Below are 24278 nucleotides of genomic sequence, written 5' to 3'. Positions count from 1 at the left end.
TCAGCGGCCTGCAGCCCATCAACCCCTTCTTCCGCCACAACATTTAAAAACCCATCCCGGAGCTCCGGGATGGGTTTTCTTTTATCTCAGCATTTCAAACGATGTCAAATGGTAGCTGGATTAAAACTCCATTTTCGCCATACGGACGTAGCCGTCATAGCGATCTTTAGCTTCTTTTGCAGCTTGCTCGAAGAGTTGATCAGCAACCTCTGCGAACTGGCTCTTGAGGGAAGTGTATCGAACTTCGCCCATGAGGAAGTCTTTAAATTCAACCGTTGGCGTCTTAGAGTCGAGGATGAACGGATTCTTTCCTGCTTCCTTGAGGCGTGGGTCGAATCTCCAGAGGTGCCAGTAGCCTGCGTCTACCGCTTCCTTCATTCTGTTTTGCGTCTTGCCCATGCCAGCCTTGATGCCGTGGTTGATACATGGCGCGTAAGCAATGATGAGGGATGGACCGTCGTAGCTTTCAGCTTCGATGAGGGCTTTCATGAACTGGTTCTTATCAGCGCCCATTGCGACCTGAGCGACATAGACATAGCCATAAGTCGCTGCGATCATGCCAAGGTCTTTCTTCTTCACGCGCTTGCCAGCTGCGGCAAATTTAGCGATAGAAGCCGTTGGGGATGCTTTGGAAGCCTGGCCGCCTGTATTGGAGTAGACTTCTGTATCAAAGACGAGAACGTTGACGTTTTCGCCGGAAGCCAGAACGTGGTCGAGGCCGCCGAAGCCAATGTCATATGCCCAGCCGTCGCCGCCGAGAATCCACTGGCTGCGCTTGATCAGGAAGTCTTTGTGTGTCTCGAAGAATTCGAGGATTTCTTTTGCTTTTGCGTCTGTCACGCTGTTGTCATTGAGGATTTGGAGAATACCCACTGCAGCTTCTTTTGAAGCTTTGGCGTCTTCCATGCCCTCGACCCAAGCTGCGAATGGCGCCTTGACAGCATCGTCTACATTAAGGCCCACGAACTCAAGGGCTTTGTCTTTCATGAGCGTGCGAACTGCAGTATTGCCAAGGACCATACCCATACCAAACTCTGCGTTGTCTTCGAAGAGGGAGTTCGCCCAGGAAGGACCTTTGCCTTCTGCGTTTTTGCAGTAAGGCGTGGAAGGCGCGGAGCCGCCCCAGATGGAAGAACAGCCTGTTGCGTTGGCAATAGACATTCTGTCACCATAAAGCTGAGTGACAACCTTGATGTAAGGTGTCTCACCGCAGCCTGCGCAAGCGCCTGAGAACTCGAAGAGCGGCTGTGCGAACTGGCTGCCTTTAACTGTATTGGTTGCCATGAGGTCATCCTTGACAGGAAGCTTGACAGCGTAATTCCAGTTAGGGATTTCTTTGTTGACTTGAGTATCGAGCGGCTTCATGACGAGGGCCTTGTTCTTGGAAGGACAAACGTCGGCACAGTTGCCGCAGCCCGTACAGTCCATAGTGGAGACCTGAATCTTGTACTGAAGCTCTTCGAAGCCTTTACCCATAGCTTTGATCGTCTCAAAGCCTTCAGGCGCGTTCGCCTTCTCTTCTGCAGTCAGAAGGAACGGACGGATAACCGCATGAGGACAGACGAAAGAACACTGGTTACACTGGATGCAGTTTGCTGCCTGCCACTCAGGAACCGTCACTGCGATGCCGCGCTTCTCATAAGCTGCGCTGCCCGCTTCAAAGGTACCGTCTTCAGCGCCTACAAAGGTGCTGACAGGGAGGTTGTCGCCTTCCTGGCGGTTCATAGGAATCAGAATGTCCTTGATGAAGCGCGGAAGCTCTTCTGCAGCGCCTTCTGCTGCATCCTTGGCATCTTTGAAGGACTCCGGAATCTCAAATTTGACGAGCTTCTCAATACCTGCGTCAACAGCCTTGTCATTCATGGCGACAATCTTATCGCCCTTGCTGCCGTAACTCTTGACGTTGGCTTCTTTGAGGTAATTCACAGCATCCTCGACAGGGATGACGTTTGCGAGCTTGAAGAACGCGGACTGCATGACCATGTTGATGCGGTTGCCAAGGCCGATTTCTTCCGCGATTGAAGTCGCGTCAATAGTATAGAAGTTGATCTTCTTCTCATAGAGGTAGCGCTTCATGGCTGCAGGGAGGTTAGCTTCAACTTCGTCACCTGTCCACATGCAGTTGAGGACAAAGTTGCCGCCCTCTTTGAGGCCCTTGAGGAGATCATATTGATAAACATAAGCCTGGTTATGGCACGCAATGTAGTCCGCCTCTTCGATCAGGTAAGTAGAGCGGATTGGCTCCTTGCCGAAACGAAGGTGAGACATAGTAACGCCGCCGGACTTCTTGGAGTCATAAGCGAAGTAACCTTGAGCATAGAGGTCTGTCTTGTCGCCGATGATCTTAATGGCATTTTTGTTCGCGCCAACCGTACCGTCAGAACCAAGACCCCAGAACTTGCAGCGCACTGTGCTTGGAGACTCTGTGACGATGCTCTCTTTGCACTCGAGGGACAGGAACGTCACATCGTCATTGATGCCGATTGTGAAGTTGTTCTTAGGCGCGTCGCTCTTGAGGTTTTCGTAAACAGACTTGATTTGGGAAGGCGTCGTGTCCTTGGAGCCCAGACCATAACGGCCGCCGACGATTTCCGGTGCATTCTCAGTGTTGTAGAACGCGTTGCGGATATCGAGGTAAAGAGGCTCGCCAAGGGAACCCGGCTCTTTAGTTCTGTCGAGAACCGCAATTTTCTTGACGGTCTTTGGCAGGACTTTCATCATGTATTCAGGTGCGAACGGTCTGTAAAGTCTGACTTTAATGAGGCCGACTTTTTCGCCGCGGGCATTTAAGTAATCAATAGTTTCTTCGATTGTCTGTGTGACAGAACCCATTGCGACGATGATGCGGTCTGCATCCGGTGCGCCATAGTAATCGAAGAGATTGTATGTTCTTCCTGTGACATTGCTGATTTCTTTCATGTAATCTTCAACAATGCCCGGGATCGCTGTATAGAACTTGTTGGAGGCTTCCTTCGCCTGGAAGAAAATGTCCGGATTCTGAGCCGTTCCGCGCGTTACCGGATTCTCAGGATTGAGGGCTTTCTTTCTGAACTCTGCAACCGCTTCTTTATCGAGCATTCTGTCAAAGTCAGCGTAATCGATCATTTCAACTTTCTGAACTTCGTGTGAAGTTCTGAAGCCGTCAAAGAAATGAAGGAACGGAACTTTTGACTTGATGGCGCTAAGGTGCGCAATACCGCCGAGATCAACTACTTCTTGAACCGAACCTGACGCGAGAAGCGCGAAGCCCGTCTGGCGTGCTGCCATAACGTCTGAATGGTCGCCGAAGATGGAGAGCGCATGACCTGCGAGCGCACGTGCACTGACGTGGAAAACGCAAGGAAGAAGCTCACCGGCAATTTTGTACATATTCGGGATCATCAGGAGTAAACCTTGTGATGCTGTGAAGGTCGTCGTCAGCGCACCAGCCTGGAGTGAACCGTGTACGGCGCCAGCGGCACCAGCCTCAGACTGCATTTCAGTAACTTGAACGCGCTGTCCGAAGATGTTTCTCATATCATGGGCTGCCCATTCATCTACGAGCTCTGCCATGGTTGAAGATGGCGTGATTGGATAAATGGCCGCAACTTCAGTAAACGCATATGCGACATATGAAGCCGCGGTGTTGCCATCCATGGTTTTCATGACTTTCTTACTCATCGACAACTTGCCTCCTAACTTTTTGTGTGAAATGTTTTGGTTTTCATAACTCAGTATAGTATACAATATACACTCTGTCAACGCCGTTTGTTAAATTGTATACAATTATTCATATCGCTATAACACAGTCGTACCAACGCTTATAAAATTTCAAGCCCTTCCACAGAAATAAATTTTTAGATTTTTGTATACAGTATACATCTATTTTGTCTGCCCGTTATTTCTTAGACACTTTCGCACCGGGTTCTGAGATAGGTTTTCCCCAGTCCGAAGGTTCTTTCAAAAGCGTCTGCCTCTCTCCAGTCCGCCATCGAAAGCCATTCCCTGTCCTCATCCCCTTCATGACCGCGGCGGGTCGCTCTCAGCAGAAGATTTTTCGGCGTATGTGTCATATCGATAAATTCCAGGATCTGAACGTCGTATCCAAGGGTTTCCATGACTATGGCGCGGTAGGCGTCTGTCACAATCCCCGTCATTCGCTCCCGCAGAATACCGTGTCTGAGAATAGGGTCCAGCGATTCGTTATGAAGCCTGTCGTGCAGCTCATGCTGGCAGCAGGGCACACTGAGAAGCGCCGCTGCCTTCCAGCCTATACTCTTGACTATAGCTTCATCCGTAGCGGTATCACAGGCGTGCAGCGTCACGACCAGATCCACCGCGCCTTGTTCATCATGGTCTCTGATATCTCCGACTTCGAAGCGCAGACCCTCATATCCCAGCGCCTGCGCAGTCTTATTGCAGAAGGCGACAACATCCGCCTTGAGATCCAGGCCAATAATGGACACTTCAAGGCCAAGTCTTCGGGTAAAGAAATCGTACATGGCAAAAGTCAGATAGGCCTTTCCGCATCCAAAATCGACAATTCTCAGCGGCCTGTCACTTTTAGGAAGCACCTTGAGAATATCCTCAACATACTCCAGGAATCTATTAATCTGTCTGAATTTGTCATACCGGCTTTTGACGACTTTGCCCTCCGGCGTTTGGACACCCAGATGAACGAGATAACCCACCGGGATCCCTTCCTCCAGGATGTAGTTTTTTTGCCGATTGTGACTTAAATCCACAACGCGCCCGCCCTCCCGGTCGTCCAGCTTTTTCACCAGGACGCGGCAATTGTCAGCAGAATTGGAGAAAAGTTTGACATCCGCTCTTGCAGTTTTCAGATCCAGCTGCTTAAACCTGGTCTGCATCAGCAGTTCAATCTCTTCAAGAGCTTCCGGTCTGTCGAGATTCTTGTGGACCACCTTGTTCTTTTCGTGATACTCAAATTGAAATTTTATTCCGGCTTTGATTTTGACCGGCTTGACAATGACCTTCACAACTTCTGAGCTGGTTTTCTTCCCACTCAGCGTTCCTTTGACCAGCGCCTCCTCCCGGATCCACTCTTCAAGTGCCGCTCTTAACTTATTCACTTTATGCCACCCCATTTTCCCAGATCTATGCAGCAGTTTCATCCCAACCTCCGTCAGAGGTCAGCTTTTTCTTCTATAAAACTCTCTCAAAACTCAGGTATAATTATATCATAATCCAATAGTAAGAATGTTTTAATCGTTTTTGTAATGGATATATATGGCCTATACAGCATCATGAGGGGGGTTCGTCTTTGTCGGAGATTCTTGGAATCAAATTTATGAAACAGTCATTGATGCGTAAAGTCCTGTACGCATTGGCACCGATCATTCTGGCATCGGTCTATTTTTTTGGGTGGCGCTCACTTCTGCTGATTATGGTCAGTGTCTTTTTTGGAATCCTGGCAGAATGGACTTTTAAACGCAAGTCCAAAAAACCTGTCACCGAAGCCGTGTTCGTCACCGCCGTTCTCTATTCACTCACGCTGCCGCCCGCAACGCCATTCTGGGTTGCCGCAGTAGGCATCATCTTTGGCGTCGTCTTTGGCAAGGAAGCCTTTGGCGGTTTTGGCCGCAACGTCTTTAATCCAGCGTTGGTCGGACGGGCCTTCGTCTATGTCTCCTTCCCAAAATTCCTGACGACGGAGTGGAACATGCCGGCGTCCGGACTTCTCGGAGGTTTTGGCACTTACCTGACGCCGCCTGTGGATGCACTCAGTACCGCTACACCTCTGATCACGTTCAGATCCACAGGTCAGCTTGCCGAGTATTTTGATGTTGCTCTAGGACGCGTCAGCGGATCTCTCGGCGAAACCAGTGCCATTCTCATCATTTTGGCGGGCATCTACCTGATCTATACCAAAACGGCCTCTAAAGAAACTATGGGCGGCGTACTTCTCGGCTATCTCGCAATGAGTACGACCTTCTTTGCCATGGGCGTCTCCCAAGTGCCCCATCCCCTATTCGGACTGTTTTCCGGGGGTCTTCTCTTCGGCACCGTCTTCATGGCCACAGATCCAATCTCCAGTCCAAAATCCATTGAAGCCAAATGGATCTACGGTATTCTTATAGGTGTTGTCACTGTCATTATCAGGGGCTTCGCCCTCTTTTCCGGAGGCATCATGTTTGCCATTCTGATAGGCAATACCTTCGCACCAATCCTGGATGAGCTCGTCAAATATCTTAAGAGCAGAAAATCCGCCAAGGCCGGAAACGGGGGCGAGAAAGTTGGCTAAAAAGAAGAAGAACACCAAACAGATTCTCTATCCTACACTGGCTATGATTGCGCTGACAGCCGTACTGACTCTGGCGCTCGCCCTGATGAATGACGCCACCAAGGAGCGTATTGCAGATCTCGAAGCGCTCAAGGTACAACGCACCATTCTATATGTTTTGGATGTGGAAGTGGATCCAGAGGATGACAGCGCTGTCGTCAGCACTTATGACGCCATGATTTCTCCTGCGTCTCTTGGTGCTCTTGAGTATTACGAGGCGCGACAGGGCGACAGCTTGATCGGCTACGTCTTCCCAATGAATGGCGCAGCGCTATGGGGCAGTGTCAAAGGCTATATTGCAGTTTCACCTGAGTATGACAAAATCCTGGGTGTCGACTTTGTCTCTCACTCGGAAACACCGGGACTCGGCGGCAGGATCGACGAAAGCTGGTACAAAGAGCAGTTCAGAGACATGCCAATACCTGAGGACGGCGGGCGCGTCGTCATTTACAAGCCTTCAGACGGCGGCAACGCAGATTCCATCTCCGGTGCCACGCTGACTTCCGACGCGATCCGAAAGCTGATAGACAGCACCATTGAACGCATTCTCCAGGCAGAAAGGAGCGGTGCATAATATGGCTTCAAATGTCAAGAAACTAGCAATTTTGGGCATGTGGAAGGACAATCCGGTCTTTCGCCAGATCCTGGGCATCTGTTCCTCCCTGGCTGTCACCAACCTTATGATGAACTCCCTGATCATGGGTCTGGGCCTGATGTTCGTCACTGCCTTCTCCTCTTTGACCGTATCCCTGATTCGTCAGTTTACGCCAAAGCATATCCGCATGATGGTGCAGACCTTCATCATTGCGGTTTATGTCATTATAGTCGACATTTTCCTGAAAGCTTATCAGCCTGACATCAGTGCCGCCCTTGGACCTTATGTCGGACTGATCATCACCAACTGTATTATCATGGGCCGCTGTGAAGCCTATGCGCAGAATAACCCGCCTCACCTTTCCTTCCTGGACGGGCTGTTTATGGGCGCAGGTTACGCTGTTGTGCTCCTGGTCATTGCTTTCTTCCGTGAACTCCTGGGCTTCGGTTCACTGTTCGGCATCGAAATTTTAGGCAGCTGGTGGGTGGACTGGACGCTCATGATCATGCCTCCGGGCGCGTTCTTCATGCTTGGCATTCTGATCTGGGTCACAAAGAATATGTTCCCTGATACGAACAAGGATGCAAAAGCCACAGAAAAAGGAGGCGCAAAAGCATGAGTGAAATCAATCCTATCGTCATCTTTTTCGCCGCGATTTTTACCAACAACATGATCCTCTCCAATTTCCTGGGCATGTGCTCCTTCATTGCAGTCTCCAGCGAGATCAAAACCTCCCTGAGTCTGGGACAGGCCGTGACCTTTGTTCTGACCTTCACGACCCTGCTCAACTGGATGGTCTACCACTGGCTCCTCGTGCCCCTTGGCCTGGAGTACCTGAGGTTTATCATTTTTATCATCGTCATTGCCGCCTTTACGCAGCTGGTTGAAATGATCATAGACCGTTATTTCCAGTCTTTGTATTACGCCCTGGGCATCTTCCTGCCGCTGATTACAGTCAACTGCGCAATTCTCGGCGTGTCGCTCTTTATGGTCATCCGCGACTATACGCTTCTGCAGTCCATGGCTTTCGGCGTAGGCTCAGGACTTGGCTGGACGCTGGCCATTGTCACTCTTGCGGGCATCAAGCAAAAAATCAAGAACAACCCACTGCCGAAAGGCCTTGAAGGCGCCGGGATCACGTTGATCATCACCGGGATCATGGCGCTGGCCTTTATCGGTTTTTCGGGTATCGTTCAAATTCAATAGAAGGGGGGCGCTTCCAACATGAATGAAATTATTATCAGTGTCCTCTCAGTCTCCGGTATCTCAGGGGCGCTCGCATTACTGCTCTCCATAGCTAATAAGACCATCGGCAACTATGGGGAAATGACTTTGATCATTAACGACGAAAAAGAATACAAAGTGGATGGCGGCAGCTCGCTGTTGTCAACCCTGGTGGATGAGGAGATTTTTATCCCGTCCGCCTGCGGCGGCAAAGGAAGCTGTGGCTACTGCAAAGTTGAGGTATTGGAAGGCGGCGGACAATTTTTGCCTACGGAGGCCGGCTATGTCACACCCGTGGAGCAGAAAAAAGGGATCCGGCTTGCATGTCAATGCAAGGTCAAGGAGAATATTAAAATCAAGATTCCTGAGGAACTCTTCAATGTCCGCCAATACGACTATAAGGTCGACATGCTGAAGCTTCTGACACCGACCATCATGCATGTGGGTCTTACGCTGCCTGAGGAGAATGAAATCAATTTTAAACCGGGTCAGTACATCCAGATTTTGACGCCGGTCTATAAGGAAAATGACGAGGAAGTTTACAGGGCCTACTCAGTCGCTTCCAATCCAGTGGACAAGCACAAGGTGGAGCTGTTCCTGGGCTACATGCAGGACGGCAAATGCAGTACTTATATCCACAAATACCTGAAAGAAGGCGACAAACTGACGGTGGTCGGACCTTTCGGAGATTTCCACTATCATGAAAGCGACCGGGAGATCGTCATGGCAGCGATCGGAACCGGCATGGCACCTATCATGTCCATTCTGAAACACATGGTCGAAATCAAGAGCGAGCGGAAAGCGACCTTCTACTTTGGCGCGCGAACCGGCGAAGACCTCTTTATGATGGACGAGCTCAGGGAAATCGAGGCGAAGCTGCCAAACTTCACATTCATGCCTTGCCTGTCCAGACCGCGGCCTGAGGATAATTGGACTGGCGAAAAAGGCCGTGTCACCGACCTGATCGAAAAGTACATTACAGACGCCAGCAACATGGAAGCTTATCTGTGCGGCAGCCCGGTCATGATCGACGGTGTTGTGGATCTGCTCAGACAAAAGAAAATGGCTGAAGAGCACATCTATTACGACAAGTTTGAATAAGTGACCGGAGCAGACTTTTCAGAAACCCCTGAATCAAAAAGTGGTATAATAAAATCGGCAGCGGCCAGTCCGCCTGCCGATTTCTTTCATCTAAAAACCTGAATTGGGAGGGCTTTGTCCATGCAGCAATTCGATCCACTCATAGACAACATGAAAGAAGAACTGATCAAGACGACTCAGGAATTAATCCGTTTCAAAAGCGTCAAGATGCCTGAAGAACCTCATATGCCATTTGGACCGGGCATTGACGCCTGCCTCGATTATGCCCTTAAAACCGCAAATGCTATTGGTTTTGAAACCCGCAATGTCGACCATTACGCTGGCTATGCAGAAATGGGACAAGGCAGGGACATGGTCGGCATCCTCGTCCATCTGGATGTTGTACCTGAAGGCGACGGCTGGACCCACGATCCTTATAGCGGTGACATCGAAAACGGCCGAATTTACGGCCGCGGCATCAATGATAATAAAGGTCCTGCCGCGGCAGCCTTATATGCCATGAAAGCCGTCAGGGACTCAGGACTGACCCTATCAAAGCGCGTCCGCCTCATTTTTGGCACAGATGAAGAAAGCGGCTGGGGCTGCATGGACTACTATAAACAGCATGAAGAAGCCCCAACTATAGCGTTTTCTCCGGATGCGGATTTCCCTGCGATCCATGGCGAAATGGGCATTCTCGTCTTTGACCTGGTCAAGACTTTCAATGAGCGTCTAAGCGATGGAGGAATGCGCCTCGTCAGCCTGAGGGGCGGCAACCGGCCCAACATGGTACCCGACTATGCAGAGGCAGTCCTTGAAAATTACAAGCCTTCCGAAGACCTTCTGAATGCCTGGAATACCGATTCCGGCGCTCACGTCACCCTGGAAACCGGTGCTGACGGAACGACTGCTACTGTCAAAGCCTACGGCACCTCGGCTCACGGCAGCACCCCTTGGAAAGGGCGTAATGCCATCTCTGATCTGCTTGGATTCCTGGATTGTCTGGATCTCGAAATTGGGGATCTGACCAATTTTGTCAGATTTTACGCGGCCCAGATAGGCAGCGATCTGCACGGTGAGCGCATGGGCTGCGCCTTCGAGGACGAGGCTTCCGGAAAACTCGTCTTCAATGTGGGCATTGCGGCATTGGACGCAAGTTCAGGTTCAGGCACCCTGACAGTCAATATCAGATACCCTATCACGGCAGATGGCGACGCTGTCCTTCAAGGCGTCCGTGAAGCTGCAGGCCTATGGGGCTTTGAACTGGCGAATCTTGAGCATCAGAAACCGCTCTATGTGCCAAAGGATCATCCGCTTGTGGCTTCGCTAATGAAAGTGTATCAGGCCTATACAGGAGATGATGGCGAAGCCGTCACCATCGGCGGGGGTACTTACGCCCGTGCCTTTGAAAATGCGGTCGCCTTTGGACCCATGTTTCCGGGCATGGAAGAAACCGCCCACCAAAAGGACGAATTCTACGGGGTGGAGGATTTGGTGCTGATAACGAAAATATACGCGGCGGCCATATACGAGCTGGCGCGTTGAAGCGAACCGGATGGATTAAGCTATACCCGGCGCTGCGCCATCAACCGCCGCCGGCAGCTGATCCAACAAAAACGCAGAGAAAGACGGCAATTTTTAAGCCGTCTTTCTCTGCGTTTTTATGTTTATAGCGACTCACCGAGAGTCTTAAGATAATCCCGGAATCGATCCTTCACTTCGCTGTGGCGCAGCCCCATTTCCACGGTAGCTTTCAGGTAACCCAGTTTATCCCCTGTGTCGTAGCGTGTCCCCTCAAAGTTATGGGCGACAATGCCCTGGTCCTCCAGCAGACCCCTCAGCGCGTCTGTCAGCTGAATTTCGCCATTTTTGCCCGGCTTGGTGTTCTGGAGCTTGTCGAATATCTCCGGCGTCAACACATAACGCCCCAATATGGCGTAGTTGGATGGCGCTTCCTCCAGCGCCGGCTTCTCCACAAGGCCTCTGACACGGAGGTCCCGGTCTTTGATCTCTTCGACGTCCACAATCCCGTACTTATCCACCTGGGACCAGTCCACAGGCTGAACGCCTACTACGGAACACTGATACGTCTCAAAAGCGTCGATCAGCTGCTTGGTGCAGGGAATGTCGCTGTCGACTATGTCATCTCCCAGCATGACCACGAAGGGCTCATTGCCCACAAATGTCTTCGCGCAAAGCACGGCGTGACCGAGGCCAAGGGCTTCCTTCTGCCGGACATAATGCACATTTGCCAGATTGGAGACGTCCTGGACAATTTTAAGAAGCTCTGCTTTGCCCTGCTTTTCCAGGACAGCCTCGAGTTCAGGGGTGTTGTCAAAATGGTCCTGGATCATGTCTTTCCCGCGACCTGTAATAATCAGAATGTCTTCTATTCCGGCAGCAACGGCCTCTTCAACAATAATCTGAATGGCCGGCTTGTCAACTATGGTCAGCATCTCTTTGGGCATGGATTTGGTCGCCGGTAAAAACCGCGTGCCGTAGCCCGCAGCAGGAATTATCGCTTTTTTAACTTTCAACGGAATAACCTCCAATTTATAGTGTGATGGTGTGCCGCGTCTATAAGTATAACCCTTTCACTAGGGTTTTCAACCCCAAATTGGTTAATCCTTCCTGTCCGTCTGACAACCTGCTTTGTCTACTTTTCTTATTGTTGGCCTGCATTGTCTTTTGGCCGCCCATCCGACACACACTCCAGATAAACCTGTTCGGTGAGTTCCGCCGTCGCCGCCCAGCTGAAGCAAGTCTCGACATAGCGGACGCAGCGTCGGCGCATTTCTTTTTTCCCTGGCCCGTCCAAGCTAAGGATCTCCACAATTTTCTCCGCTAAAGCAAAAGGATCGTCCACCGGTACCAGGCGTCCAACTTCCGGCGTTATTATGTCGTCAAGTCCTCCTGCAGAAGTCCCCACCACCGGCAAGCCGCAAGCCATGGCTTCCAATGCTGCGAGGCCAAAGGGCTCTGACCTGGACGGCATAGCAAACACGTCGCTGACACTATAGAGCTCGGCCAGTCGCTCCTGTGTCTGGTGCCCCACAAACCGGATCCCTTTCAAACCCAGCGCTTCTGCCTGAGCCATCAATGCCGGCTTCAACACCCCGTCACCGGCAATAATGGTAGCCACTTGGCCTTCAAGGCTCTGTTCATACCCGGCAGCCGCCGCCAGCAGGACATCCACGCCCTTGAAGGCCACCAGCTTGCCGGCGAAGCAGACGACGTGTCGAGGGGGCCTTTGAAATCCGAGATCTGACAGCAAATCCTCTCTGGAACCCGTCTTCTTGTGAAAGACACCTGTATCACAGCCGCTGTAAATCAATGTCCGGCGCTTCGCCGCCAGACCAAATACCGCCTGAAAATCCGCATCCGCCTGCCTGGAAATGGTGATGATCCGGCAGGCGCCTGCAGCAGCATCTGCGGCGTTTTTTCGATACCGCTCGTCCCGCCTGTAGCCCATGAGGTCGGTACCATGTGAGGTTATCACATAAGGCCTGCCCGTTTCCCGGACCAGATCCGCCAACACCCAGACATGTCCTGCATGGATCACCTCAGCTTCAAAGGTCTCCAAAATCTCAGAAAGCCTCACTCTGAAGGCCTCTCTGTAGGCGTCGATCTGCTCCTGGTCCATGTCGTAAAAAGTGAAGTGGCTTCTGGGATGCGTCGTAAAGCAAGGAAAAGGAAAGCTGAGTGCGGTTGCTGCCCGTGGTTCCCTTTCCACCCCCATTTCCTCAAACAACACTGTATGGGTGATGAATCCCTCGCCAGAGGTATCTACTGACTTATATTCCGGCACCAGCACCTGAACCTCGTGCCCCCTCGCGACCAGGGCTTTGGCGAGATTTCGGGTGTACACCCCGCTGCCGGATCCCTCAAGAGGAAAATGGTTAATCAGGAGCAGCTTCATGGCCTTCCATGTTTTTAAACCGGACGTCATAACTTTGCGCCTCCCGCCTCTGCTTCCGCCTCTGCTCCCTCCACCTGCCGAAGCAGCCAGGCGCCCTCCACCGCTTTGTGCCAAAGCCGCTGAAGGGTGTCATAGGCTTCCAGGGCAGCTGGCAGCTGATCCAGCGCGGCCTTTGCTGCCTCCGGCAGCTTCAAAAACCTGTCATCGCCAAAATAGGCTGCCGCTGCGTCAACACTGCGCGACAGACATTCGATCTGCCGGTTGGAAATTGCCACCGCATCTTTTCCGTCAAGGGCATTGAGAATGGGATTCCGGCCGATCCATCCCAGGCAAGTCGTATAAAAGCGGTCCCTGATCCCTTCGTCACTTAACACATCAGGCACCTCTGGAAAATTATCAAAAGTGTCGTGAAACAGCCTCAGATCAATGTCAACAACTTTCCATTTTCCATCTGCCGCCAAGGATTTCCCCAGCAGCGTATCCTCCCCCCGGGTGAGCCACCATGTCCCTTCAAAGTTATAGGCCGTCGAAAAAAACGGCAGACACGCTCTGAAAATCTCAAGCCGCATGGCGACGTTGCCTCCGAGAATCTTGTCCGTCGAAAAAGGCTGCCTGGCCGCTCCGGCATCAAAAGTCAGCGCGTGGTGCTTACCCGAGTGCCGGACAAAGTCCAGGGCGCCCTCCTTTTGGAGGCCTTCCAGAAAAATGTCGAGGCCCTCGAAGGACATGGGCGGGATTATGTAGTAGCCCGAGTAATCGCTGGTGGTGACCCCGACCATCGGCAAGCCCGGCTCTGTTAAAGCCGCCAGGTGACTGCCAAACACATCCGCCTCTTCGAAAAAATGCTGGTGGGGCGTGCCGCTGAGAAGCAGCGGTGACACATCCGAATCCGCGAAGAACAGAACGTCCCCGCCCGCTTTAATGGCTGCGAGGATTACACCGTTGCGGTTGGGGCCGTAAGGCATGCGGCCGCTGCGTTCGAATACAGGATGAGCGAACAGGGCCGACGCTTCAGCCTCTGTCAGGCCTAATTCGACCAGCTCCGCCATTCTGGCGACCGGACGTTTCAGGTCGATTACCTCAAGGGGCGCATGGGCTTCTATGGCTCGGACCGCAGTGGGGTCGATCTCGCCCGACACAGAGACTATGACGCGTTCAATCTTTCGTTGATGGCGGGCGGCGTTGCTGAGAAAGGCGACTATAGGCCCGGGGTCCGTGAGCTGGCGGGCGATCATGCCAAAGATGATTTTCAATGTGAACGAGCCTCCTTGTTGTGGGGGATGTGTGGCAAAAGAGGACGGCTGGAGTGTTCAAAAAAGCCAGAGTCAAAGGCACGGCCGCCGAAGACGCCGGAGCGAGGAAGCCGTTGCAGACACCCTCTTACATACCTTATGGTGAAAGATGGTGAAGTTGGATGACCGGGTCAACAGGCATAGCCGCAGACACCCTCTTCCATGTTATAATGAGAATGGTTTAACTCTAAATCTGCGCTGTATGCTCAAACGTCAAGGAGGTGCTTTCATGTCAAACGCTGCCGTCATAAAGGTTTCCGTCAGGGAACTCGTCGAGTTTACCCTGCGCAGCGGCGACCTGGACACCTCTTTTAAGTCCAGCATACGCGCCCAGGAAGGCACCCGCCTTCACCAGAAGGTGCAAAGGAGTAGAGACGCGGATTATCAGGCGGAGGTCCCCCTCGCTGTCAACCTCACTCGGGATGGCATCGAGCTAAGGCTCGAAGGCCGAGCCGATGGCATCTTCGAGGAAAACGGCACCACCTTTGTCGAGGAGATCAAAAGTACACTGACGCCGCTGGACAAGCTGAGAGAAGATGACCGGCCCCTTCACTGGGCACAGGCTCAGTGCTACGCCTATATCATCTCGAAGGAAACCTTATACCATGGCAGCCTCAAACTGGGCATACGTCTGACCTATATCCATGCCGAAACTGAGGAAATCCTGCAGTTTGACAAGCCCATGACCAGCCAGGCGCTTTCCGACTTCATGGAGGACCTGATTCAGCGCTACCTGAAGTGGATCAAGTGGCAGCGGGACTGGCGCCTTCTGCGAAATGCCTCCGCAGCCGCTTCAGTTTTCCCTTATCCGGCTTACAGAACCGGCCAGAGAGAACTCGCGGTCCGAATCTATAAGACTATTCTATCAGGTGGAAGAATGTTTGTCCAAGCGCCGACCGGCACCGGGAAAACCATGTCCACCCTGTTTCCGACCATCAAAGCCCTTGGGCTGAACCACGCGGACAAGCTCTTTTATCTTACCGCCCGCACCACGACCCAGGCCGTCTGCGCCGACGCCCTCTCTCTGCTCAGCTCGGGCGGCCTCAGACTTAAATCCGTGGTCCTGACCGCCAAGGAAAAAATCTGTTTTCTGGACAAGCCCTCCTGTAAACCCGAGGACTGCCTCTACGCCAAGGGCCACTACGACAGAATCAACGATGCCCTTATGGAAGCCTTGGAAGGCCACGATATCCTGTCCCGGGAGAGCATCAGCGACATTGCCGCGCGCCACCGGGTCTGCCCCTTTGAAATGGCTCTGGATCTCACACTTTGGGCTGATCTTGTGCTCTGCGACTATAATTACGTCTTTGATCCCCGCGTCAGTCTCAAACGGTTTTTCGATGTGGACCTGGGCGCCAGCTACGTCTTTCTGGTGGATGAAGCCCATCATCTGGTGGATCGGGCAAGAGAGATGTATTCCGCAAGCCTTCAAAAGACCGCCGTCATGGATCTTAAAAAGCGTCTGAAGAAGCCGGCCCCCACCGTCAGCCGGGCTATGGACAAAATCAATACCCAGCTGGTCGCCCTCAAAAAAGAGGCGGCAGACCGGCGCTATACCACCTATGAGGACATGCCCGAACCCCTTCTGGCCAGCCTGAGGCGCTTCGAAGAAGCCGCCCAGAAGTTCCTGGCAAAATCAGAAAAGAGCAGTATAGACCCCGAGCTCAAAGACGAGCTGCTGGATTTTTACTTTGACGTCCTTGGCTTTCTCCGTATTTCCGAGCTTTACGGTCCGGACTTCATCACCTATACGGAGTCCTGGAAGAACGAACTCCAGATCAAGCTCTTCTGCCTGCATCCTAAGCGGCTTCTGAACGACGCCCTCTCCAAGGGGAAAGCCGCCGTACTGTTCTCAGCGACACTCCATCCTCTTCCCTATTTTCGGGATGTCTCCGGGGGAAGCAGGGAGGATCTGTGCCTGCGGCTGCCCTCGCCTTTTGACCAGTCCCACCTGGGCCTCTACGTCTACAGCGCCCTGTCGACGCGGTACAAGGACCGCCTTCAGACGACCGCCAGCCTGGCAGAACTCATTCATACTGTCGCTTCTGCCGGCCGTCCGGGGCACTACCTCGTCTTCTTCCCCTCCTATGAATACCTGCGGCTGGTCCTTTCCGACTTCCAGGCTTTGCTCCAAGACATCAGCGCGTGCACGGACCCGGATGCCGGCCTCACCGTGGACGTTCAGCAGCAGACTATGGACGACGCCCAGCGCGAGTCCTTTATCAAGAGCTTCGACATTTTGCCCCGGCAGAGCCGCGTCGTCTTTGCGGTCCTCGGCGGCCTGTTTTCCGAAGGCATTGACCTTACCGGCGACAGGCTCAGCGGTGTCATTGTGGTGGGCGTCGGCCTCCCGCAGCTCCATTATGAAAATGATTTGCTCAAAGACTTTTACGAGGTAAACACCGGCGACGGCTACGGGTTCGCCTATCAGTTCCCGGGCATGAACAAGGTTCTCCAGGCCGCCGGCAGAGTCATTCGTACGGAGACGGACCGCGGCGTCGTTCTCCTCGTCGACGACCGGTTCACCCATAGCAGGTACCGCAAACTGTTCCCGCCGGAATGGTCTCACGCGGTGACCCTCCATTCCCCTGAGGCTTTGGCCGGCGCGCTGAAGACCTTTTGGAGCAATGGGTAATCCCTAAAAAAGAAAATTTTGCCGATGGTCAACCACCCCACAATTGGCCGGGGTTTTCGAAATGTGACCATCGGCAAACCTCTTTATAGAAAGCTTTTACTGAAGCCGCCTCCAGAATGCAAAAATCCCCTGTCCACGCCGACGTTTAAAGTCGCTGCCACAGGGGATTTTTTTGTATGCGCTTGACGTACACGAAAGTACACAGAGGACTGGTGCTAATCGTTGAAAGCAACGTATTTGGCTTCAAGCTTCAGGACTTTTTTGGAATAGCCCGTCGCGTAGGTCCCATTGCGCTGATAGTAACGCGCCAGGTTATACGGTCCGCGGTTGTATTCCGAAAGGATGCGGTGAAAATTGTCACCGTAGGAGTCCTTCAGAAACGCCAAATAAGTCGCTGCCAGTCCTATGTTGTATTCTGGTTCAAAAATTCTCTTTGGATTGTAATCAAGTCCGATCGCGTGGCCCATATCTTTGGCCAGCCACTTTTCCGTGGGTGGGATGATCTGCATCAGCCCCCGGTCTTGATGGGTTCCTACCTCAGTGGGGTTAAAATTGCTTTCTGTCTCGATGATTGCCAGAATCAGAGATGGCTTCAGACCGAACTGTTCCGCATAGCCGACAACGACTTGCGAAGTTTCAAGGTCCAGCGGAGTCTGTTCTGCAATCGCCTCTGCCTTTTGCTGTAATTTTTTTAAGGTAAGCGTCTCAGGATCCTCAAATTGGATAGCCTCATCAACCTGATTCGCCATGACCGCATAGAGGCGGTTGGCGGCTTCAAAATCGACGGCGTCAAGATTGGACGCGGCTTCAATTTGGATTTCCTGTGCCGAAGTTGTCAACAAAGATCCCAGAATACGTCCCTCGTTATTTAGATGGGCAGGCCCACCTGTCAGCGCCGCAGACCACGTGATCATAAGACCAAGCGCGGAGGCGAACACCTCTCTATAACCAGACATGTATTGGTTCAACACCTTTCAAACATATGAAATATCTATGATCAACATTAAACCCGGGTCATCTTCATAGGACACACCCTCGGATTTAACAGTGACCCGATTATATCACACTGTTACTTTTTATCAACCGTGCGGCACCAGGTGTTAACTGGGAAATACTAGGTTTTTTGTGGTAAATGCATTAAACAGCATACATATTTTAGTTTATTTTGTTATTATTTTACTTATTTTATCTTGCTTAAATACGCAATTTTGGATTTTCATTTTGTCGGCTGTTCCACATTTTTAGCGGTTTATAGGACCATTTTACCCACTCGGCCTCCAAAAACCTCGAATTTTGTCGTTTCACATGCCCACTTAGCTAAATTGGTCATTTTGGATCATGGTTCCGCCCTTTTAATCCATTATTTTACATTTCTAAATGGTAAAACAGCTTGGCAGGTGCCGTATTTTCCATTATATGTTACGCTTTTTATAACTTACTTACAACACCGTTTGACGAAAGACGGAAAAAGGTGTCAGACACCTTCTTCCATCTCCCGCAACCTATTTCTCCTCACTTAAAAAGGCAATTGGCGTCCCGCGCCAATTGCCTTTCCCAGCTTCACGCCTGTTTACTTTTCCGCCCGATGAGCCGCAGGCAGGAACAAGGTTCCAAGATGCTCGCCGGCCATAATTCTGTTGAGCACTTTGTCCGTTGAGCCGTTGGCTATGATCATATACGCGCCGCCCTCCAGGGCAATTTCCGCTGCCCTCAGCTTGGTCGCCATGCCGCCGGTGGCCAGGTCAGAGCCTGCGCCTTTGGCGAGTGCCTTCAGGTCATCATCAATACGCGTCACCGTCTGGATGAGCGCCGCATCTTCATTGGCGCGGGGGTCGTCGTTATAGAGACCGTCTATGTCCGAGAGCAGGATCAGGAGATCCGCATCAATATTGCGACAAACGTAGGCTGACAAGGTGTCATTGTCCCCCACCTTGATCTCGTCGACAACGACGGCGTCATTCTCGTTGACAATTGGAATCACCTGCATGCCGAGAAGTGTATTGAAAGAGTTCCGGGCATGCTGTCTGTGGTTTTCATTTTGAAAGTCCACGTTGGTCACCAGGATCTGTCCAATGATCTTTCCATACTCACTGAAGAATTTCTCATAGAGGTGCATGAGCACCCCTTGGCCGACTGCCGCAGCGGCCTGCTTTTCAGGAATGGTCTTTGGCTTTTCCTTGAGGTTCAGCTTGCCGACACCGGCACCAATCGCGCCCGAGGTTACGAGGATGACCTCATAGCCCTGATTCTGCATATCCGCCAGCTGGCGCGTCAACAAATCGATCTGATTGAAGTTCATATGACCTGTAGGGTGTGTCAGCGTTGAGGTCCCGACCTTGACGACCACGCGCTTGACCCTTTTTAACATTTCTTTTCTTTCCATAATTTCCACCTCTGCCTTTTTCACTTGGATGTCTGTGTCTTTGAAAACTCGAATCCCAGCGGTTCGACGTGCATTGCCCTGTAGAGCCGCCTTTTTTCTCCCGCCCGGAGATGGTAGAGCTTGGCCCGGTCTGTGAGATTCAGGACCATGGGCATCACATCCCCAGCGGTAATCCTCAGGCCGCCGAGACCGCAGGCGACTTCATCAAAGGCGCTTCCCAGGTCGCCGCGCGTCATGGTTCCCAGGAACACCACCGGCACGGATTCGCCGGAGTGAATCAGGCTGCCGCTGCTGGCGGTGCTGTGATCCCCCGTGACAATATACAGATAGTCGTCACTGGCGTGCAGCGCCTCAAAAGTTTGATCCAACGCTTCGAGGACACGGACTTTTTCTTCCGGTCTTTTGGTATGGGCTGCCGTATCCGGCGCCTTTGTATGAACGTGAATGTAATCGTAATCGAGCTGATGGCTCAGCTTGACCGCCTCATGATAGTCCCCGCACTCGTAGTAATCCATTTGCAGGGAAGCCGCGACGCCTTTCAGCAGCTTGCTCGACGCTATGATCGCGCCGCGCATGCCATTTCTGAGCTGGAACGCTTCCGGCAGTTGCAGCCGTCCGGCCCATTTGGTGAGCATGAAGTTGCCGGGAAGCTGGCCGCACGCCACCCTCTTTTGGTTGAGTTCGGAGGTGCTCAGGCGCCTGTGAACCTCTATGAGGTACCGGTTGATCCAGCCGGCCAGCGCCGACGCTTTTTCCGAGGCCGTTTCGAAAGGCTTGCATGCCATCACCTGCTGCCCCTCATAAAAAGGGTCCGTATCCGAGACCTGTGGGTCGAAGTGGGCAGCGCAGTCCCTGAGAATCAGAAACCCATGGCTGTCGTGGGAAAAATGCCACTCCGCGCGAATGCCCTCGAACATCTCGGGCAGCGCTGCAGCAAGGATTTCAGCGGCCTGCCGGTCGATCCCGGGCGTAAATCGTTCCTGAATGATAAAACAATTATACCCCTCACGGGGCGGTTCAGTTTCCATACTTGAGTATACCACTGCCGTACTTGGGCGTTCCACAGCCGTACTTGGGCGTTCCACAGCCGTACTTGGGCGTTTCTGGGCTGCACCCGGACCCACTGTGGCCCAGGAGGTCCGAAGAACAATGTCCTCTGGCGAGAGCTCAAGACCTTCGCCGATGGTATCTATAACCGCCCGCCCCGGATATTCTTCAGGCTGGTAGCCAAAGAGCAAATAATGGGCGTGATCTGTCCCCAGCGGAATTCCGGGCCGGAAAGGCACCATCAGGCCCGTTTCGCCCGCTTTGGCGATTCGGTCCAGATTAGGCAGCCGCGCCGCCTGCAGGGGGGTCAGCCCGCCCAGGGCTGGCTGGCCCCGGTCACCGACGCCGTCCAGCAAAAACATAATGGTTTTAATCATGGATTGAAAATCCCCTTCACAGCATGCTCGAGTTCTCGACGGTCATAGTCGAAGCCTGTGCCGAGGGCCCTCGCCACCAAGCGGTGCACGGGACCGAGATAGTCCGTCAAGAATGTCGCGAGCGCAGCCGGGTCATAGTCCACGCGGCCGTCTGCCAGCTTGTAGTTGCCGCTGAAGGTGCACTCCGGATGGTTGACGCCTTCCTTCCACGCCCAACCAATCATGGTCTCGACAGCATCCCCGTCAGACAGATCCCGAATGGGCTGGAGAAGCTGCACGCCTTCGGCTCCGATCTCACCGCTTAAAAAATCCAGCACCTGAGGCAGCTGATTCAGCTTGACCCGGCCGTCGTGACTCTCGCGCTCGCCGGAGATGATAACCTTGCCAAGACGCTTCGCGAAAGGGAGCTTCAGCAGATGAAAATAGGCGTGGCAGCCTATGCAGGGCGTATAAAAGCCAAACTGACGGGTGAGCTGCGCCACGTGTCGACCATTGATCAGACCCCAAAGAAAGGGATCGCTGTAAAAGATCAGATCGCCGATGGTTTTGGCACCCCCATAGCGGGCTTCGATTTCCGATCGCAGGTGAGCGTGATTTTCCAGAAGGTCCCGGGTATCGCCATATTCAGTGCCCGCAAAACTGGCCACGGGCAGCACAAAGTCACAGGCGTCGTGTTCAAACGCCGCTATGATGGCCGCAACGCTGTCGCGCCCGGAAAATTCGCCAACCCAGGCGTGGACTGGCGCAGACTGGATCGCCGCTTCAATGATTTCAGGTTTTGTGTTGAAATAAATCACCGGGACCACCTCTTTCTATCCAACTATCATACCGCATTAAAGGCGCCTCGAAAATACTTTAATGCCTGAAAATTCAATTTTCTGATGCTTCAGAGCATTTGAGGCTGCCTTATTTCACACTTACGCATTGAACATGACGCGCTCGGAATTGAACATTTTTCTGATGACCGCGACCAGAATCGCCAGAAAAACAAGGGAAACCCCTGTATTCAGCGCCAGCATCTGCCAGGTCATCTCATAGGACAGCGACATTTTCATGAGCATGACGTTGCCGTAGATCGGGATGCCGAATACCCACAAGGCCGGCTGCCCGGTGCCAAAGGTCGTCAGGACCCCCAGCAGCATGACCAGCATGTAGACCGGAGTAATGTATGTGCCGGCCTCCTTGACGTTTCGAGCGTAAACACTGACCAGGCTGATCAGCGCCACGTAGAGCATGGTCAGCACAATGGAGATGAAGAGCAAGGCGGCAATGTAGCCAGGAGAGATCATGAAGCCGGCTGCAGCTGCCGCCCCTTCACTTTCGGCTTCAGGATTGCTGAATAGAAAAGTCGCGAATGGTGCTGAGGCGACCATGCCAATCATGGTAGATATGCTGCTGAGAAATGCCACTACTCCCAGGCTGAGAAGCTTTCCAAAAGCAATGGCCTCGCGGCGCACCGGCGTCACCAGCATGGTCGCCATGGTGCCCCGCTCTTTTTCTCCGGCAATGGCATCAAGTCCGACGCCCATCCCGCCTGCAAAGAGGAATATGGAGAGCAGCAGCGGCAGGAAGCTGCCTATGCCTTTCCCGGCGACTTTCTTGGGATCTGCCACGACTTCATCTGAAGTCTCAAAGGCAGTCAGGTAGCTAGCGTCTCCAAACCTTGTGGTCAGAACACCGGCTTCGTAGTCCTCCAGGAGTCCGTTCATCAGCCTGCTTCGAGCGTCCACCGAGTAATCCTCAGCGGCGTTGTAGTAGATTTTTATCCCTGGCTGCTTTGTCTCACTCTTGTAGTTGATGAGCTGCGTGTCAAAGCCTTTGTCGAAGGCTAAAACGGCGTCGAGCTCCCCAGTGAAGAGGAGGCCCTTGAGTTCCGGAAGGCGTGAGGCATCCACCAGTTGAAGGGTCATGTCCTCCTGAGGATGATGTTCAATATAAGTGGCAAAAGAGGCCGGCGCGTCGATTACAGCGATTTCCGTCTGGTGTTCCTGACGGTCTTCGACCATGCGCGTGATCATGACCCCCATGACGCCATACAGCAGCGCGATGGTCAACGCCGGCATAATAAAGGCTGAGATGACGAGCCTGCGGTCGGTGAAGACGCGGGCAAGTTCCTTGCGCAGGACGGTCAGGATTTCGCGGTTCATGAGATCACCCCACTAGCTTGGTCTTCCAGCTCTTGGCGCTGATAGAACCTGAAAAAGGCGTCCTCGAGGTCCAAGATTGTGTCCGGGACTTGATCCTGGGTTTGGCTTCCGGCGGCTTTCAGAACATCCTCCAGGGTGCCTTGGGCGACGATCCTGCCGCCAAGGATCACAGCGAATCGATCACAAAGTTTCTCAGCGACGGACATAATGTGCGTCGACACAATAATTGTTTTTCCTTCTGCCTTCAGACTCATCAGATAATCCGTGACCGTTCGGGCTGTGATAATATCAAGCCCGTTGGTGGGTTCGTCGAAGATGACGACTTCAGGATCGTGAATCAAACTCACGGCAATGGAGAGCTTTTGCTTCATCCCCGTGGATAGATCGTCGATTTTCGTGTCCTGAAACCCCTCAATGCCAAAGGTTTTGAAAAGCGAGGCGGCTCGGGCTTCAATTTCTTCCGGCGCCATATTGTAGAGGCTCCCAAAATAGCGTATAGTGTAGCGCGGCGTGAAATGGCCGTCCAGCTTGAGCTCATTGGTGAGAAACGCAATGCGCTTTCTGACCTCGACGCCCTGAGCGGCTGTATCAAAGCCGCAAACGCGAATGTCCCCCTCCGACGGAGAAAGCAGCGTCGAAACGCACCGCAGCGTCGTGGTCTTCCCGGCGCCGTTCGGCCCCAGCAGTCCAAAAATTTCACCGGGCCTGGCTTCAAAAGTGATGCCGTCGACCGCGATTTTGACTTTGTCTTTTTCCTTCCGCTGACGCATCTGCCGCTTCGTCAGCTTGTATATTTTCACGAGTCCATTGACTTCAATCATGTCGCGCCCTCCCAATAAGATAAGGATAGATTGCATTTATTGAATGTTCTAAGTCCATCATAGCCCCCTTGGAGAAGGATTTCAAGTTGGGGACGCGGACAAGTTTTGAGTTGGTGACAGGCACTGAGATGAACTTGGTGTCTGACACTCAGTTGAACTTGGTGTCTGACACTCAGTTGAACTTGGTGTCTGACACTCAGTTGAACTTGGTGTCTGACACTCAGTTGAACTTGGTGTCTGACACTCAGTTGAACTTGGTGTCAGGTGTGGTAACATTTCTGTAACATTACATGAGCACGCACCCTTCTTCGTACAGGGTAAGCTGCAACTCACACCAACTGACGTGCACAGTCGCTTCGCCTGTGCTTTAGTCTTTGGCGTCACCTCAACCGAGGGCTGCGCCCTAATAAATCTGCAACTCACGTCAACCGACATGCACCTCGCTCCGCTTTCAACCTCGCTTCGCTCGGTTAAA

The 24278-nt window shown here is 52.6% G+C and carries 18 protein-coding genes; 7 read left to right on the top strand and 11 right to left on the bottom strand.

Translation table 11 applies throughout. The annotated features are described in order from the left end of the window. Positions 1-120: 120 nt before the first annotated feature. On the bottom strand, positions 121-3660 hold the full coding sequence (gene nifJ / locus OEL90_RS04685; protein WP_300687317.1) for a pyruvate:ferredoxin (flavodoxin) oxidoreductase: 3540 nt from the start codon (positions 3658-3660) through the stop codon (positions 121-123). Between the two features lie 224 nt (positions 3661-3884). Further along, a complete protein-coding gene (locus tag OEL90_RS04680) occupies positions 3885-5072 on the bottom strand; it encodes a class I SAM-dependent methyltransferase (protein WP_300687315.1) in 1188 nt (395 codons plus the stop codon). A 191-nt stretch (positions 5073-5263) separates the two neighbouring features. Between OEL90_RS04680 and OEL90_RS04675 the strand changes: the two genes are divergently transcribed. The 6 genes from OEL90_RS04675 (at position 5264) to pepV (ending at position 10727) form a co-directional block, all read left to right on the top strand. After that, a complete protein-coding gene (locus tag OEL90_RS04675) occupies positions 5264-6244 on the top strand; it encodes an RnfABCDGE type electron transport complex subunit D (RefSeq protein ID WP_291399690.1) in 981 nt (326 codons plus the stop codon). Beyond that, positions 6237-6857, top strand: coding sequence for an FMN-binding protein (locus OEL90_RS04670; RefSeq protein ID WP_300687313.1), 621 nt, complete (start codon positions 6237-6239; stop codon positions 6855-6857). Before OEL90_RS04675 ends, OEL90_RS04670 begins: the two co-directional genes overlap by 8 nt. Position 6858: 1 nt before the next feature. Further along, a complete protein-coding gene (locus tag OEL90_RS04665) occupies positions 6859-7497 on the top strand; it encodes an NADH:ubiquinone reductase (Na(+)-transporting) subunit D (protein ID WP_291399688.1) in 639 nt (212 codons plus the stop codon). Then, complete coding sequence (locus OEL90_RS04660; protein WP_291399686.1) at positions 7494-8084, top strand: NADH:ubiquinone reductase (Na(+)-transporting) subunit E; 591 nt, start codon at positions 7494-7496, stop codon at positions 8082-8084. Before OEL90_RS04665 ends, OEL90_RS04660 begins: the two co-directional genes overlap by 4 nt. An 18-nt stretch (positions 8085-8102) precedes the next feature. Next, positions 8103-9203 (top strand): NADH:ubiquinone reductase (Na(+)-transporting) subunit F, encoded by a 1101-nt coding sequence (locus tag OEL90_RS04655; protein WP_300687311.1) that lies wholly within the window; start codon positions 8103-8105, stop codon positions 9201-9203. Positions 9204-9323: 120 nt separating this feature from the next. Continuing rightward, a complete protein-coding gene (gene pepV / locus OEL90_RS04650; RefSeq protein WP_300687309.1) occupies positions 9324-10727 on the top strand; it encodes a dipeptidase PepV in 1404 nt (467 codons plus the stop codon). A 122-nt stretch (positions 10728-10849) separates the two neighbouring features. Here pepV and galU read toward each other — a convergent pair whose 3' ends face one another. From galU to OEL90_RS04635, 3 genes are all read right to left on the bottom strand, one after another. Next, the gene (gene galU / locus OEL90_RS04645; protein WP_334296978.1) at positions 10850-11725 is read right to left on the bottom strand and encodes a UTP--glucose-1-phosphate uridylyltransferase GalU; all 876 of its coding nucleotides are present in this window, start codon (positions 11723-11725) and stop codon (positions 10850-10852) included. A 122-nt stretch (positions 11726-11847) separates the two neighbouring features. Continuing rightward, complete coding sequence (locus tag OEL90_RS04640) at positions 11848-13131, bottom strand: glycosyltransferase family 4 protein (protein WP_300687307.1); 1284 nt, start codon at positions 13129-13131, stop codon at positions 11848-11850. After that, positions 13128-14354, bottom strand: coding sequence for a hypothetical protein (locus tag OEL90_RS04635; protein WP_300687306.1), 1227 nt, complete (start codon positions 14352-14354; stop codon positions 13128-13130). Before OEL90_RS04635 ends, OEL90_RS04640 begins: the two co-directional genes overlap by 4 nt. 268 nt (positions 14355-14622) lie before the next feature. Between OEL90_RS04635 and OEL90_RS04630 the strand changes: the two genes are divergently transcribed. Beyond that, positions 14623-17028 carry an ATP-dependent DNA helicase gene (locus OEL90_RS04630; protein ID WP_300687305.1) on the top strand — a complete coding sequence of 802 codons (2406 nt, stop codon included), beginning with the start codon at positions 14623-14625 and terminating at the stop codon, positions 17026-17028. A 215-nt stretch (positions 17029-17243) separates the two neighbouring features. On the opposite strand, the gene OEL90_RS04625 is transcribed toward OEL90_RS04630, so the two are convergent. The 6 genes from OEL90_RS04625 to OEL90_RS04600 form a co-directional block, all read right to left on the bottom strand. Continuing rightward, on the bottom strand, positions 17244-17984 hold the full coding sequence (locus OEL90_RS04625) for a lytic transglycosylase domain-containing protein (protein ID WP_291399676.1): 741 nt from the start codon (positions 17982-17984) through the stop codon (positions 17244-17246). A 614-nt stretch (positions 17985-18598) separates the two neighbouring features. Beyond that, the gene (gene proB, locus OEL90_RS04620) at positions 18599-19411 is read right to left on the bottom strand and encodes a glutamate 5-kinase (RefSeq protein ID WP_307730853.1); all 813 of its coding nucleotides are present in this window, start codon (positions 19409-19411) and stop codon (positions 18599-18601) included. 20 nt (positions 19412-19431) lie between these two features. After that, on the bottom strand, positions 19432-20835 hold the full coding sequence (locus OEL90_RS04615; RefSeq protein ID WP_300687302.1) for an alkaline phosphatase family protein: 1404 nt from the start codon (positions 20833-20835) through the stop codon (positions 19432-19434). Continuing rightward, positions 20832-21632 (bottom strand): hypothetical protein, encoded by an 801-nt coding sequence (locus OEL90_RS04610; protein ID WP_291399672.1) that lies wholly within the window; start codon positions 21630-21632, stop codon positions 20832-20834. The genes OEL90_RS04615 and OEL90_RS04610 overlap by 4 nt, the downstream gene beginning before the upstream one ends. Positions 21633-21752: 120 nt before the next feature. Continuing rightward, complete coding sequence (locus tag OEL90_RS04605; protein ID WP_300687300.1) at positions 21753-22982, bottom strand: ABC transporter permease; 1230 nt, start codon at positions 22980-22982, stop codon at positions 21753-21755. Next, on the bottom strand, positions 22979-23803 hold the full coding sequence (locus tag OEL90_RS04600; protein ID WP_291399668.1) for an ABC transporter ATP-binding protein: 825 nt from the start codon (positions 23801-23803) through the stop codon (positions 22979-22981). Before OEL90_RS04600 ends, OEL90_RS04605 begins: the two co-directional genes overlap by 4 nt. Between the last annotated feature and the right edge of the window lie 475 nt (positions 23804-24278).

The sequence above is a fragment of the Acidaminobacter sp. genome (assembly GCF_030247605.1).
Classification (GTDB): Bacteria; Bacillota; Clostridia; order Peptostreptococcales; family Acidaminobacteraceae; genus Acidaminobacter.
This window is presented reverse-complemented; position numbering and strand designations above follow the sequence as displayed.

Excerpts from the sequence above, each read along its gene's own strand:
- nifJ (WP_300687317.1), bottom strand. The coding sequence starts at position 3,660 with ATGAGTAAGAAAGTCATGAAAACCATGGATGGCAACACCGCGGCTTCA.
- OEL90_RS04665 (WP_291399688.1), top strand. The coding sequence starts at position 6,859 with ATGGCTTCAAATGTCAAGAAACTAGCAATTTTGGGCATGTGGAAGGAC.
- OEL90_RS04660 (WP_291399686.1), top strand. The coding sequence starts at position 7,494 with ATGAGTGAAATCAATCCTATCGTCATCTTTTTCGCCGCGATTTTTACC.
- OEL90_RS04655 (WP_300687311.1), top strand. The coding sequence starts at position 8,103 with ATGAATGAAATTATTATCAGTGTCCTCTCAGTCTCCGGTATCTCAGGG.
- pepV (WP_300687309.1), top strand. The coding sequence starts at position 9,324 with ATGCAGCAATTCGATCCACTCATAGACAACATGAAAGAAGAACTGATC.
- OEL90_RS04640 (WP_300687307.1), bottom strand. The coding sequence starts at position 13,131 with ATGACGTCCGGTTTAAAAACATGGAAGGCCATGAAGCTGCTCCTGATT.
- OEL90_RS04630 (WP_300687305.1), top strand. The coding sequence starts at position 14,623 with ATGTCAAACGCTGCCGTCATAAAGGTTTCCGTCAGGGAACTCGTCGAG.
- OEL90_RS04625 (WP_291399676.1), bottom strand. The coding sequence starts at position 17,984 with ATGTCTGGTTATAGAGAGGTGTTCGCCTCCGCGCTTGGTCTTATGATC.
- proB (WP_307730853.1), bottom strand. The coding sequence starts at position 19,411 with ATGGAAAGAAAAGAAATGTTAAAAAGGGTCAAGCGCGTGGTCGTCAAG.
- OEL90_RS04615 (WP_300687302.1), bottom strand. The coding sequence starts at position 20,835 with ATGATTAAAACCATTATGTTTTTGCTGGACGGCGTCGGTGACCGGGGC.
- OEL90_RS04605 (WP_300687300.1), bottom strand. The coding sequence starts at position 22,982 with ATGAACCGCGAAATCCTGACCGTCCTGCGCAAGGAACTTGCCCGCGTC.
- OEL90_RS04600 (WP_291399668.1), bottom strand. The coding sequence starts at position 23,803 with ATGATTGAAGTCAATGGACTCGTGAAAATATACAAGCTGACGAAGCGG.